At 62.8% G+C, this 13,859-nt stretch carries 11 protein-coding genes; 3 read left to right on the top strand and 8 right to left on the bottom strand.

The genetic code is table 11. The annotated features are described in order from the left end of the window. The first annotated feature begins 387 nt into the window (after nucleotides 1–387). A complete protein-coding gene (locus ACQZ6J_RS06555) occupies nucleotides 388–810 on the top strand; it encodes a MarR family winged helix-turn-helix transcriptional regulator (protein WP_163985124.1) in 423 nt (140 codons plus the stop codon). Here ACQZ6J_RS06555 and ACQZ6J_RS06550 read toward each other — a convergent pair. After that, complete coding sequence (locus ACQZ6J_RS06550; RefSeq protein ID WP_449082853.1) at nucleotides 801–3,134, bottom strand: bifunctional diguanylate cyclase/phosphodiesterase; 2,334 nt, start codon at nucleotides 3,132–3,134, stop codon at nucleotides 801–803. The two genes, ACQZ6J_RS06555 and ACQZ6J_RS06550, sit on opposite strands and share 10 nt — an antisense overlap. A 199-nt stretch (nucleotides 3,135–3,333) precedes the next feature. Between ACQZ6J_RS06550 and ACQZ6J_RS06545 the strand changes: the two genes are divergently transcribed. Together ACQZ6J_RS06545 and ACQZ6J_RS06540 are read left to right on the top strand one after the other, a co-directional pair. Next, on the top strand, nucleotides 3,334–4,722 hold the full coding sequence (locus tag ACQZ6J_RS06545; protein ID WP_449082851.1) for a dipeptidase: 1,389 nt from the start codon (nucleotides 3,334–3,336) through the stop codon (nucleotides 4,720–4,722). A gap of 134 nt (nucleotides 4,723–4,856) precedes the next feature. Continuing rightward, the gene (locus ACQZ6J_RS06540) at nucleotides 4,857–5,783 is read left to right on the top strand and encodes a nucleoside hydrolase (RefSeq protein WP_449082849.1); all 927 of its coding nucleotides are present in this window, start codon (nucleotides 4,857–4,859) and stop codon (nucleotides 5,781–5,783) included. Nucleotides 5,784–5,823: 40 nt separating this feature from the next. Here the strand turns inward: ACQZ6J_RS06540 and ACQZ6J_RS06535 are convergent, their stop codons facing one another. The 7 genes from ACQZ6J_RS06535 to ACQZ6J_RS06505 form a co-directional block, all read right to left on the bottom strand. Beyond that, nucleotides 5,824–6,825, bottom strand: coding sequence for an alpha/beta hydrolase (locus ACQZ6J_RS06535; protein WP_449082847.1), 1,002 nt, complete (start codon nucleotides 6,823–6,825; stop codon nucleotides 5,824–5,826). A 58-nt stretch (nucleotides 6,826–6,883) separates the two neighbouring features. Continuing rightward, the gene (locus ACQZ6J_RS06530) at nucleotides 6,884–7,459 is read right to left on the bottom strand and encodes a TetR/AcrR family transcriptional regulator (protein ID WP_449082845.1); all 576 of its coding nucleotides are present in this window, start codon (nucleotides 7,457–7,459) and stop codon (nucleotides 6,884–6,886) included. Between the two features lie 239 nt (nucleotides 7,460–7,698). Next, nucleotides 7,699–8,868 carry a M20 aminoacylase family protein gene (locus ACQZ6J_RS06525; protein WP_449082843.1) on the bottom strand — a complete coding sequence of 390 codons (1,170 nt, stop codon included), beginning with the start codon at nucleotides 8,866–8,868 and terminating at the stop codon, nucleotides 7,699–7,701. A gap of 78 nt (nucleotides 8,869–8,946) precedes the next feature. Further along, on the bottom strand, nucleotides 8,947–10,008 hold the full coding sequence (locus ACQZ6J_RS06520; RefSeq protein ID WP_449082841.1) for an ABC transporter ATP-binding protein: 1,062 nt from the start codon (nucleotides 10,006–10,008) through the stop codon (nucleotides 8,947–8,949). Further along, nucleotides 10,005–11,558, bottom strand: coding sequence for an ABC transporter permease (locus ACQZ6J_RS06515; RefSeq protein WP_449084145.1), 1,554 nt, complete (start codon nucleotides 11,556–11,558; stop codon nucleotides 10,005–10,007). Before ACQZ6J_RS06515 ends, ACQZ6J_RS06520 begins: the two co-directional genes overlap by 4 nt. 211 nt (nucleotides 11,559–11,769) lie before the next feature. Continuing rightward, nucleotides 11,770–12,786: an iron ABC transporter substrate-binding protein gene (locus ACQZ6J_RS06510; RefSeq protein ID WP_449082839.1), complete on the bottom strand. Its 1,017-nt coding sequence runs from the start codon at nucleotides 12,784–12,786 to the stop codon at nucleotides 11,770–11,772. 118 nt (nucleotides 12,787–12,904) lie between these two features. Further along, a complete protein-coding gene (locus ACQZ6J_RS06505) occupies nucleotides 12,905–13,789 on the bottom strand; it encodes a LysR family transcriptional regulator (RefSeq protein ID WP_449082837.1) in 885 nt (294 codons plus the stop codon). Between the last annotated feature and the right edge of the window lie 70 nt (nucleotides 13,790–13,859).

Here is a 13,859-nt window from a genome sequence, read left to right as displayed (position 1 = left end):
TTTTGCAGCCCTGGGGAGCGCGGGATCTCTCACCGAAACGTTACTAACTTTTAATCAATCTAATCTGCATATTCCCTTGAAAAACCACATTTGAAACCACAAATCTTACTCACCGGCGATTGATACGCCGAGGGTCTGACAACCGGCCTGTCCCCCGCCACGTCAGACTCGGACAAAGGCCTATCCCCTCTCCGGGCCTTTGTCCCCCCTTTTACGAGCCGCCATGGCGAACCTCCAGGCCATGGCGGCTTTTTCATGCCAAAAATACAATCCATGAATGTAAAAAAACGCATCGAAGTTGCTGTTTTCGGAGCACCTCTACCCAAGAATTGCTGATTGTCTTGATTTTGAATTGTCGGCATATTTGCAATCATGGGATTTAATCGGATGGACTCCGCTGCCTACCTTGCCAGCCAGATGGCGAAGGGATTCGCTCGCTCGTTACAGCAACGCGCGGCAAAGCTTGGATTTTCCCCCGGTCAGTTTCCCATCCTTCTGGAACTATGGTCCGAAGACGGGCTCACGCAGAAGCAATTGCTGGAGCGGGTCGATATCGAGCAGGCAACGATGGCCAATACGCTGTCGCGCATGGAGCGCGACGGGCTGGTGGAGCGCCGACCGCATCCCTCGGACAAGCGGGCTCAGCTTATCTTCCTGACCAGCAAGGCCGCCGCCATGCAGGCCGACGCCATCGAGGCCGCCATGGCCGCCGATACGGATCTTCTCAAAAACTTCCGCCAATTCGAGCGCGAGCTTTTGCTGGAATATATCCGGCGCATTCTGGAAAATGCCAGGAACCTTCAGGCCTGACCGACGGCCTTATCCAGCATGAAATACTGGCTCGGTCCGACATCGGGCTTGCCGAAGAACATGCCCTGAAGCTGCGCGCAACCTTCCTCGACGACGATGCGGCGCTGAAGCTCCGTTTCCACGCCTTCCGTCACGACAGGCATGTTCAGGCTGTTTCCAAGACCGATGATGGCGCGGACGATCGAGCGCGCCGCCGGATCATGCTCCAGCGCCCCGGTAAAGCTGCGGTCGACCTTGATCTTGTCGAAGGGGAAGGCGCGCAGATTGCTGAGCGATGAGAAGCCGGTTCCGAAGTCGTCCATGACCACGCGCACGCCGAGACGGTGAAGCCGCTGCAAGGTGGCAATGACAGCCGCACGCTCCCGCATCAGGGCCGCTTCGGTGATCTCCAGCTCGAGACGCCGCGGATCGAGGCCGGCTTCGCGCAAAATCCGCTCGATCTGGTCGTAAAGGGTGGGAATCATGAATTGCAGCGGCGACAGGTTTACCGCGACATTGGCAGGCTCGTGCCACCGCGCCGCCTCCTCGCATGCCTGCTCCAGCACCCATTCGCCGATTGCCGCGATGGAGCCGCTCTCCTCGGCAATGGGTATGAAGGTTTCCGGCTCGATAACGCCTCGTTCCGGATGTGCCCAACGCAGCAGCGCCTCGTAGCCGCTGACATTCTGGCTGCCGACATCGAAGATCGGCTGATACTCAAGGTAGAGCTGCTTGCGCAGAATGGCCTGACGCAGATCGCTCTCGAGCTGACGGCGCGTGCGCACGGCCTTGTCCATTTCCGCATCGAAGAAGCAGGCATGGCCCCGGCCTGCGCGCTTGGCGCGATAAAGCGCCGTATCCGCATTGGCATAGAGCTGTTCGGCGTTCGCGCAGTCGCGCGGATAGATGGCAATACCGAGACTGACGCCGACGGCCGTCGGGTCGCGCGCCATATCCATTTCCGCGGCGAACTCCGCGAGGATGCGCCCGGCAAGGCGCCTGGCTCCTTCCGGCTGCGGGCGCTTCGGCTGGATGATGGCGAACTCGTCGCCGCCCAGCCGCGCCACTGTATCGCCCTCCTCGATCACGCGTTGCAGGATCCCGGCGACCTTGCAGAGGATGCGATCGCCTTCGGCATGGCCGAACACGTCGTTGATCGCCTTGAAGCGATCCAGATCCAGGCAGAAGATCGCGACTTCGCCGCCCCTCCGGTTGACCGTCTGCAGCGCCTGGCGCATGCGCTTCTCGAACAGCGAGCGATTGGGCAGGTCCGTCAGGATATCGTGGTGCGCCAGATGCTCGATCATCTGCTGCGCCCGGCGCCGCTCCGTCAGGTCGCGCACGACAAGCACGCTGCATTCATGGCCGCGATAGGTGATGGAGCGCTGCACCGTCTCGACGGGGATAACCTTGCCATCCCGGCCCGAAAGCGTCGTCTCGAACGGGATGGCGGCTTCGGCATCCATATCTATGGTCAGGAAAGTCTCGGGCGCCATGCCGATCACCTGATGGGCGGACCATCCGGAAATATCGAAAAATCTCTCGTTCGCGTCGAGGACGCGACCGTCGCGCAAGACGAGCAGCCCCTCGAGCGAGGCATTGGCGAAGCCGCGAAGGTCGGTGAGCTGGCGGTCGATGAAGGTGGCGCCGAGAGCGATGAGAATCAGACCTATCGCGGCAGCCGTGACGATGCCGGCAAGGATGCTTCTGTCGATGGAGAGGGCGGCTGTCGACACCTCCGATTCAAGCGTGAACGTGACCCCGCTCATGGCGATGAAGTGCAGGGAGCAGACCGCAAACAGCAGCAGGAAGGCGCCGGCAAAGATGCGCCGTACGCCAGGAAGGCTGCGAAAGGCGAGAAAGGCCAGCGAGGAGAAACCTGTCCCCATGGCGATGGAGGCGAATACGCGCGGCATGCTGTAGGAAAGCCGGGCCGAGCCTTCTATGGCCTGCATGCTGGTAAAATGCATGGCGGCAATGCCGAAAGCCATCAGGATGCCGCCAACGGCGAACGAGGCGCCGCTGTCCCATTCGAAGGCGACGGCAATGGCAAGCCACGATCCCATGATCGCGAGAATCATCGAGAACATGGTCAGCGAGAGGCCATAGGAGAAAGGAAGGCTACCCTCATATGCCAGCATCGCGATGAAATGCGTCGCCCAGATACCGATGCCGCTGGCAAAGGCCGCGGCGGCGATCCAGTGGCGACGCTGATGCGAGCGGCATTCCTGCGCACGCGAAAACAAAAGCATGGTGGCAAGGCTGCCGATGAGGCAGATGACCGCGGCCACGAGGACGAGCCGGATGTCATGATCGTCACGAATGCATGCAATCACTGAAAACATTTCGCGTCTCCAGAATACGCTCCTGGATTGAGGTTATTTCCAATAGTCTAAAAAACTTGTAAATTACATTCTCAATCACTCACATAAGAACAGGCCTCTGCCTCAAGGGGCGAACTACGGTAAATTTTCGGTTTTGATGCCTCGAAACCAGCTGGGCTTTGGTCTATCGTCCCTCCAAATCTCATGTAAGGAGTCGGACATGACCGATCTATCGCCCGTTCTCGATCGCGCCGATCAGAACCTCCCCTCCAGCCTCGACAATCTGTTCGAACTGCTGCGCATCAAGTCCATCTCGACGGATCCGGACTTCAAGGCGGAATGCCGCAAGGCAGCGGAATGGCTGGTCGCCTATCTGAACTCTCTCGGCTTCACCGCCTCCGTGCGCGACACGCCCGGCCATCCGATGGTGGTTGCCCATCACGATGCCGGCAGCGCCGATGCGCCGCATGTCCTTTTCTATGGACATTACGACGTGCAGCCGGTCGACCCCATCGAGCTCTGGGAGAGCGATCCCTTCGCTCCTGCGATCAAGGACATGGGCAACGGCCGCAAGATCCTGACCGGCCGCGGCACCTCGGACGACAAGGGCCAGCTGATGACCTTCGTCGAGGCGGTGCGCGCCTACAAGGAGACCAAGGGCACGCTTCCCGTGCGCATCACCATCCTGTTCGAAGGCGAAGAGGAATCCGGATCGCCCTCGCTCAAGCCGTTCCTCGAAGCCAATGCCGCCGAACTGAAGGCGGACTTCGCCCTCGTCTGCGATACCGGCATGTGGGACGGCGAAACGCCGGCGATTTCTGCCGGCCTGCGCGGGCTGGTGGGCGAGGAAATCGTCATCACCGCAGCCGACCGCGACCTGCATTCGGGCGTCTTCGGCGGCGCGGCAGCCAATCCGATCCATATCCTGACCGATATCCTCGCGGGCCTGCACGACGAGACGGGCCGCGTCACGCTTTCCGGCTTCTACGACGGCGTCGAGGAAACACCCTCCAACATCAAGGCCTCCTGGGAAAAGCTCGGGATGACAGCTGAAAAATTCCTCGGCGAAGTGGGCCTGTCGATCCCTTCGGGCGAAAAGGGCCGCTCGGTGATGGAACAGACGTGGGCGCGGCCGACGGCGGAGGTCAACGGCATCTGGGGCGGCTATACCGGTGCCGGCTTCAAGACCGTAATCGCGGCCAAGGCATCGGCGAAGGTCTCGTTCCGGCTCGTCGGCCAGCAGAACCCGGCTGCGATCCGCGAAAGCTTCCGCGCCTATGTGCGCTCGAAGATCCCCGCGGACTGCTCGGTGGAGTTTCATGAGCATGGCGGCTCGCCGGCCATCCAGCTCTCCTACGATTCGCCGGCCCTGACCAAGGCAAAGACGGCGCTTTCCAACGAATGGCCGAAGCCCGCCATCGTCATCGGCATGGGCGGCTCGATCCCGATCGTTGGCGATTTCCAGAAGATGCTCGGCATGGAATCATTGCTCATCGGCTTCGGTCTCTCCGACGACCGCATCCATTCGCCGAACGAGAAATACGAACTGCGATCCTACCACAAGGGCATCCGCTCCTGGATCCGCGTCCTCGACGCGCTCGCCGGCTAAGCGATCTGCGGGACGCGCAAGCTTCATCGCGCATCCCGCAGCCAATTCCGCCCGGACGGCAAGACCGGCCGTCTTCCAGACCGAGGGGCGAACGCCCGTTTTCGCGCATTTTGCCGCGACCGATGAGATAGAGCATGGGAATCTGGATCGATACCGACATGGGGTTCGATGACATTGCCGCCATTCTGGTGGTGGCGCATTCGGATCTTGTCATCGACGGCGTTTCGCTCGTCAGCGGCAACGCGCCGCTGTCCCACGTCCAGGCCAATGCGGCAAGCGCAGCCGCCGTCTTCGGCTGGACGTTTCCGATCCATACCGGTCGCGAGCTGCCCGTTCTGTGCAAGCTGGAAACGGCGCAGAGCATTCTCGGCCAGACCGGCATTCCAACGACAGGGCGGAGCCTGCCGCCGGCCGATCGGCTGCCGGCGAGCGATGCCTTTGCCGCGCTCTGCGCCTGGCTTTCCGATGGCAAGGGGCCGAAGCGCATTCTGGCGCTCGGGCCGCTCACCAATATCGCGGCCGTGGCGCTGGCGCGGCCGGACCTCGCTGCCCGCATCGACGAGCTGACATGGATGGGCGGCGGGGTTACCTCGGGCAATCACACCGCATCGGCGGAATTCAATGCCGTTGCCGATCCGGAGGCGCTCGCCATCGTACTGGCGCATGATCTGCCGTTGCGCATGGTCGATCTCGATATCTGCCGCAAGGTACTGGCCTGGCCCGAGGATGTCGCGCGTATTCGCGAGATCGACGGCGAAAAGGCGCAGCTGCTCGCCGATCTTTTGGCAGGCTACGTCAACATCGCCATCAGCCGCGGCCGGCCGGCCATGGCCATCTACGATCCGACGGCGGCCGCCATTTTCGTCGAGCCGGAAATCGCCACCCTTCGGCACGCGCGCATCGACGCGGAACTATATGGGCAGCATACGCGCGGGCGCACCGTCGTCGAAACGCGCGCTTCGCATGCGCAATTCAACGCCCATTTCGCCGCCGAAATCGATGCGGAGAAGACGCGGCTCATCATATTCGACGCGCTGCTTCGAGAGGCAGGTCGTCGCTGACCTCCCGCGATGGGCGGCGGCGGTCGCCGTTCCCGCTGCCTTACGTGCGCTGGCCCCGACCCAGATGCTGCCTTACAAAACGCGTGACTTCCTCGCTCAACTCGCGGTCCTCGGGCGCGCCCATGAAACCGCCATGCGGCATGGCTTCAAAGACATGAAGCTCGACGGGAACCCCGGCGCGGAGCAAAAATCGATGCATTCGCACGGCATTGGAGAGGAACAGGTCTCGCGTGCCGCTCTGCAGAAAGGTCGGCGGAAAGCCCGTGGAAAAATCGCCGAAGAGCGGCGACAGGTAAGGATGGGCGAGATCCGCTCCCTGCGCGTAGAGCAGATTGTTCGGCATGAGCGATCCCGGCAGCACGACATCGACGAGCCGATTGACCTCGAAGCTGTCTCCCGACTCCGTGAGGTCCAGCTCTGGCGAGAGAAGAACGAGCGCGGCCGGCAGCGGCAATCCTTCATCGCGGACCCGTAACGTCATCGCAGCTGCCAGGTTACCCCCAGCGGAGCGGCCCCCGATGATGATGTTTTCAGGCCTGTATTGCTTTAGCATGTGGCGATAAACCGCCACGCAATCATCGAGCGCCGCGGGATAGGGGTGCTCCGGCGGCATGCGATAGTCTATGCCGTAGCAACGGATTCCGTGCTGATCCGCCTGGGTCTGCGCGCCGGCACGGCAGGCGCCGCCGCCGCCTATGACGAGCGCGCCGCCATGGAGGTCGATATAGGCATAGTCTTCCGGGAACGCGCCGCCCGGCGTCGCGATGTGGACGCAAGCCTCTTCGATCCGTACCGTCTCCACGCTGGCGCACAATTGTCCCGCCAGCCTTTCGGCCGCCGCCTGATAGTAGACATCGGCGAAGGCCTTCAGCTTCATCCAGCCATTGAAATCGCTCACGTCAGGCATGACATGCAGCGCATTCAAGGGGATGCCGTCTTCGCCGACCGCGCGACGCAGCGCCTCCTGCGCCTCCTGGCTTATCGAAAGCGGAAACGGCACCGTCCGCTCCGGCAGCCTTACTCCCTTGCGCTTGTCGTTCATGATGTCTCCCGACAGATTTGCCGGCGATCGCACGCCGAGGTCTTGATGTTGATGGCGATCAGGGTGCGGCAGCCGGCCAGGTTCGCAACGTCGCATCGAGTGCATCCAGGGCCCGCAGCCATGAGGATTCCGGATCGGGCGGGCTGTGGGAAAAGCCGCCCGCCAGCTCCAGGGTCACGAACCCCATGAAGAAGCCGCCCAACAGGCGGATGGCATGAACCTGCTCGGCTTCCGGAAGATCGTAGCTGCGCAGGACGGCCCGCATCATTTGCGCAATCGCCGGCCCCGCGCTTCCGCTGGCCTCTCCTGCTGGCAGGGGATGCCTTGCCGCGGCAAACCGGCCGGGATGCTCGCGCGCATAGTCGCGATAGACATTCGCGAGCGCCACCAGCGCCTCCTTGCCCGTTCGGCCAGCCAGCGCTTCGGCGGAACGGGCCGCAATTTCGCCGAGCGCCAGATGCGCGATCCTGCTCTTCAAGTCATCGAAGCTTGCCATGTGCGAATAAAGGCTGGCCTGCTTCACGTTGAAGTGCTTTGCAAGCGCGGCCCCGGTGATATGAGCGAATCCGATCTCGTCGGCCAGTTCCGCCCCGGCCTGCACCAGCCGATCCGTCGTCAATCCAGCGCGCGCCATTCCAGTTCCTAATGATATTAGTTTTTAACCTAACTACATTAGGTTTCGGAGCGACGTCAATGCCTTTTCAAGGAAGCGAAAGCAGGATCGAGGCATTGGCGGATATGATGACCAGCAAGCTACTCAAGGCGCCCGCGCCCGGGGAGGTTCGGGTTCTTCGCTTCACATAGCCAGCACTCAGAGGGAGATATCAGCGGCGCGACAAGCTTGGAGGCTCAGTCGGAGCAGAACGCTCCCGCCTACTCTCCCAGTTCCTGCTCGACCAATGTCGTCCAGAAGGCCACGCCCGAGGCGATCGCGTCGTCATTGAAATCATAGGCCGTGTTGTGATGCAGGGCGCCGTCCACCGCCGGACCGTTGCCCAGCCAGACGTAGCAGCCCGGAGCCTTCTGGCCGAAAAACGCGAAATCGTCGCCGGCGGTCGATGGCGGGAAGCGGGTCAGCACGTTCTCGCCAAAGACTGTCGTTGCGGCTTTCAGCGCCCGCCCGGTGGCATCGGCATCGTTGACCACGGGCGGAATGCGGCGCTCGAACCGGTAGTCGACCGCGATGCCGAACATGGCGGCCGTGCCATGCGCCAGCCGTCCGATTTCTTCCTCCAGCTGATCGCGGACCTTGGGCGTATAGGCGCGTGCCGTACCGCCGATATCGACCGTATCGGGAATGACGTTCAGCGCCTGCGGATCGCCCGCCTGCAGCGAGCAGGCACTGACGACGGCCGGCTGCAACGGATCGACCACCCGCCCGACGATGGTCTGCAGCGAAGACAGGAACGTCGCCGCCGCCGTGATCGGGTCCTTGCCGAGATGCGGTTTGGCGCCATGGGTGCCCGTGCCGCGGAAGGTAATGCGCCAGCTGTCCGACGAAGCAAGCTGCGGGCCTTCGACGACGGCCATCTCGTCGACCGCAAGACCGGGCATATTGTGCAGCCCGTAAACCGCGTCGCAGGGAAACAGGTCGAAGAGGCCCTCCTCCACCATGCGCTGTGCGCCGCCGCGGCCCTCCTCGGCCGGCTGGAAGATGAAATGCACCGTGCCGGAAAAGCCGCGCTTGGCGGCAAGATGCCGCGCCGCGCCGATCAGCATGGTCGCGTGGCCGTCGTGACCGCAGGCGTGCATCTTGCCCGGAATGGTGGATTTGTACGGCCGGTTGGCCTTCTCCGGCATGGCGAGCGCGTCCATGTCGGCGCGAAGGCCGATGCGGCGCGTGCCGTTGCCGACCTGCAGCGTGCCGACCACCCCGGTCTTGCCGAGGCCGCGATGCACGGTCAGCCCGGCCTCCTCCAGCAAGGTGGCGACGATGCCACTAGTGCGCTCCTCCTCGAAACCGAGTTCGGGGTAGGCATGAAGGTTGTGGCGAAGCGAGGTGAGGAAAGGAAGATCCTGGGCGATCTCATCGGGCAAAGACATGGTCATTCCTTCGGCATGGGGCAATGATGGCGAAACCTATCTTCCCCAAAGCACCGCCTGCTTCAACGCAAATAATGCTCAGCCATCAAGCTTGTTGAAGACATGCGCCTTTCCGAGAACGGTCACCGACACCATGCTGCCGATTTCGGGCAAGCCGACGCCGGAGCTCTTGATGTTCAATGTCTCCGAGCCGTTGGCATTGGACAGGACGACGGTCACCGCGCAGATGGCGCCGCCGAATTCGATATCGGTGACCTTGCCGATGCAAACCGCGTTCGCGCCGGCGTCATCGACGGCTCCCAGGCGCAACTGCTCCGGGCGCAGCATGATGTCGGTGCGTCCCTGCCGGTTCGCGGCATCGACCGGGATATGTCCGAGAATACATTTGGCAGATCCGCTATCGAGATCGGCCGGCAACACGATGGCATCGCCGAGAAAAAGCGCGGTCTCGCGGTCCTGTGGGCTGAGGTAGAGGGCCTGCGGGGTCCCCGCCTGTATCAGCGCGCCCTCGCGCAGCACGGCGACCTGGTCCGCGAAGGACAAAGCCTCCGTCTGGTCGTGCGTCACCAGAACCGCCGTGATGCCGGCAATCTGCAGCACGCGGGCGACCGCTTTGCGCATGTTTTCGCGCAAGCCCGTGTCGAGCGCGGAAAAAGGCTCGTCGAGCAACATCAGCCTCGGCTTGCGGCCGAGCGCGCGCGCAAGCGCAACGCGCTGCTGCTGGCCGCCGGAGAGCTGATGCGGGCGGCGATCGAGCATGCCGCGATGCAGTTCGACCATATCGATGAGGGCGTTGATCCTCTGCTCGCGATCACGCGCGCCGCGCTCCATGCCGAAGCCGATGTTCTCCGCCACGCTCAGATGGGGGAATAGGGCGCCGTCCTGCGAGACGATGCCGATGCCGCGGCGATGCGCCGGCACGATGGCCTCGCCGTCCGCCAGGGTTTCGCCTTCGAGTATCACCTGTCCCGCGTCGGGGATCTCGAAGCCGGCAATGATGCGCAGCAACGTCGTCTTGCCGGAACCGGAAGGGCCGACGATGGCCGTACGGCTGCCGGCGGCGACCGTCAGGTCTATATTGTTCAACGCATGCACGGGGCCATAGCGCTTGCTGATATTCTTGATCGCCAGAAAGGTCATTGTCCGGCCGTTCGCTTGGATTGCACGTAGAGAAGAAGGGTGAGCGGCAGCGACAGCACGACCATCATGAAGGCGTAAGGCGCTGCCGAAACATAATCGATCTCGCTGGTCAGCGACCAGAATTTCGTCGCCAACGTTTCCGTGCCGTTGGGAGAGAGCATCAGCGTTGCCGTCAGCTCATTGGTGATGCCGAGCGCGACGAGCGCCACGCTGGCGGCAAAGCCCGGAGCGGCAAGACGCATGGTGATTTGCCGTACGGCCTGCGCGGGCGTACGGCCGAGCGCCATGGCGGCACGCTCGAGCTCGACGGGTGCCTGGGCGATGCTGGCGCGCAGGCCGACCATGGCGCGCGGCAGGAAGAGCAGGACATAGGCGAGCAGCAGCGTGGCGAAGGTCTGGTAGAGCGGCAGGATCAGCCGGACGGTGATCGAGACCAGCGCCAGCGCGACGACGACGCCCGGCAGCGAGCCGACATAATAGTGGCAGGCCTCGAGAACGCGCTGCAGCCGGCCCGGCGCGCGTACCGACAGCCATGCCATGGGCGTCGCGGCGATGGTGGCGAGCAGGCCACCGGCGATTGCCAGAACGATGGTTTGCAGCAAGGCGGAACCGACCGTATCGATCCGCCAGATGCCTATTCCGCCCAGATAGAGCCAGCGGGCAAGGGTCACGAAGGGAATGCCGAGCGTCAGCACGGCGGTAACGACGGGCAAGGCGATGGCGGGAGCGACGAACCAGCCGAGACGACGGCGATCCGTCGGCCGGGCGGCGCCCGAACCGATGCGGGCATAGCGCTCGTTTCCGCGCACCAGCACCTCTATGCCGAGCAGCAGCAGGCAGCAGAACACGAGGACGCCGCCGAGCATGTTTGCGGCGGGGCTGTTGTAGGCCGATTGGAACTGGTCGACGATCGCGGTCGAGAAGGTGTCGAAGCGGATCATCACGTAGAGACCGTATTCCGCCAGAAGATGCAGGCCGATCAGCAGCGATCCGCCGCAGATGGCCAGACGAAGCTGCGGCAGGATCGCGCGGAAGAAGACGCGCCAGGGGCCAAGCCCGAGCGAGGCGGCGGCATCCTCGATCGCGGGATCCAGCCGGCGGAGCGTTGCCGCGACCGGCAGATAGAGGAAGGGAAAATAAGCAAGCACCGACACGAGCACGCCGCTCCACAGTCCGCGCATGCTCGGCACGAGACTGACCCAGGCATAGCTGTGCACGAAGGCGGGCACCGCAAGCGGCGCGACGGCCAGCCAGGACCAGATGCGGGCGCCGGGAATATCGGTACGCTCCGTCAGCCAGGCGAGCGTCACCGCCAGCAGAATCGACAGCGGGATGGTGCAGACTTCGAGCAGGACGGTGTTGACGAGCAGTTCGCCGACGCGATTGCGGAAGATCAGAGCAACGACTTCGGCCCAGCCGGTATCGATCGTGATCCAGATGATGAAGCCGAGCGGCACGAGGCTCAGGAGCGCGACGATGGAGGCAAGGGCGACGACGGAGGCGTGCCGGACGCGGCTGCGGGGCGCAGCCGTCAACTGGGGCATTCGCATGGCGGCAGGCTCGCCGGCATATGTGTTCTTCTGCAGCAAATCCGAGCTGCCTTTCACGCCCTGAAATAGGAAGACAACCGCCGCTTGCGGCGGTTGTCCGATCGATCGGCCCCAAGGCCATCCGTATGCCCCTAGCAGGGCATGCGACAGTGATGCAAGAGCAAAGCCCGCCGGAGCACGCTCGAAACGCGCTCCGACATGGGCTTTCGCTTTAGATCAGCCCGGCTTCGGTCATCAGATCGGTGACCTTCTTGCTGTTCAGCTTGGAAGGCTCGACCTTCGGTGCCTGCAGGTCGGTGAGCGGCACCAGCTTCGGATTGGAGGCTTCGCCATTGCCGACAGCATATTCATAGGAATCGCCGTCGCGCAGAACGGCCTGGCCGCCCTTGCCGGTGATCCACTTCAGAAATGCCTGGGCTTCCTTCTGGTGCTGGCTGGAGGCGAGAATGCCGCCGCCGGAGATGCTGACGAAAGCGCCCGGATCCTGGTTCTTGAAGTAATGCAGGGCGACGTTCTTGCTGTTTTCAGCCGTCTTCGCCTGATCGCCGAACCAATAGTAGTGATAGATGACAGCGCCTTCGATCTCGCCGGCATTGACGGCCTTCATGGCGACGCTGTTACCCTTGTAGAAGCTGGCGTTTTCCTTCATCGCCTTCAGCCAGGCGCGGGTGGCATCCTCGCCCTTCAGCTCCAGAAGCGCGCTGATGATCGCCTGGAAATCGGCACCGGCCGGAGCGCCGCCCCAGCGGCCCTTCCACTTGGGATCGGCCAGATCCAGCAGCGACTTCGGCAGGTCTGCTTCCTTCAGCTTGGTCTTGTCATAGGCGAAAACCGTGGAGCGGGCGGCAACGCCGATCCAGTTGCCATCGGCGGCCTTGAAGGTTTCCGGCACCTGGGCCAGCGTATCGGCATCGACCGGCGCAAAAAGCTTGTTGGCGTCGACCAGCGTCATGCCGGGGGAATTTTCCGTCAAATAGACATCCGCCGGGGAAGCCGCGCCTTCCTGAATGATCTGGTTGGCGAACTGCATGTCGCTACCGTTGCGGATCGTGACCTTGATGCCGGTTTCCTTGGTGAAACCATCTGCCCAAGCCTGCGTCAGCGCCTCGTGCTGGGCGTTGTAGACGACGATGCCTTCGGAGTCGGCGGCGTTCGCCATCATCGGGGCAACGACGAGGCCTGCGGCAAGCGCCAGCGCACTGGTGAGATGAGAAAAGGAAAAAGTCATGAATCCCCTCGCTATGAAGCTGCCGCCACCGGCAGCAATGCGATAGCCTATATTTTTCCTGACTGCCATTTTCAAGTTTACAGTCGTATCCCTCTATCACAAAAGCTTGAGAATGGAGTCAAGTTTTCACCGCGATCTCCGCGGCAAGGTCGAGCCAAGCGCGGCCGGCATGCGACAGATAACCTCCACGCCGCCATATCCATGCCATATGCCAGTCCATTTCCGGCTCGACGACGAGAGCGTGACCGATGCCTGGCCGACAGCGCTGCTCCGCGATCAATCGCGGCAGGAAGCCGACGCCGAGGCCGGCGGCAACCAGCTCGACAATGAAATTGATCTGGCTCGAGCGGGCGGCGATATCCGGCGCGAAGCCCGCCGTACGACAGGCATCGAGAATGATGCCGTTGAGCGCGAAGCCCATTTCGAACAGGAGGAAGGGATTGCCCTTCAGCGCCGCCAACGGCACGACATCGCGGCCGGCGAGCGGGTGCGCCGGCGGCAGGAGAACATGTATCGGCTCGCAGCGCACGCTTTGCCACTCGAGCGCATCGAGCGTCGGAAGGAGCGAGGCGCCGAGATCGACCTCGTCGGCAAGCACCATTTCCTCCAGACGCTTCGCCCCCTGTTCCACCAGCCTGATCTCGATGCCGGGATAACGGTTGCGGAAGACGGCAAAAACCGGCGCGAACAGCGCATCGTTGCCGATCGGCGGCAGGCCGAGGCGCAAGGTGCCGCGTGTCAGGCCGCGCAGCTCGGACAATTCGGCAAGCAGGTCGTCTCGCCCGGCAAGAATGGCCACCGCCCGGCGATAGACCACCTCGCCCGCGTCGGTCAGCGTCGTGCGATGACCGACGCGATTGAGCAGCGGCAGGCCGAGTTCATCCTCGAGCTGCCGCACGGCCTTGCTGACGGCGGATTGCGTCGTGAACACCACCTTGGCGGCCTCCGAAAAACCGCCCTGGCGCACCACCTCGACAAAGGCTCTCAGCGTCCGAAGCTCCATCACTATTCCTTATAGGACTAGTTTCAATGAAATCAATTCATTTTGTTCATGCTCCGGAAAGGCCTATCTT

The sequence above is a fragment of the Rhizobium sp. A37_96 genome (assembly GCF_053521765.1).
This window is presented reverse-complemented; position numbering and strand designations above follow the sequence as displayed.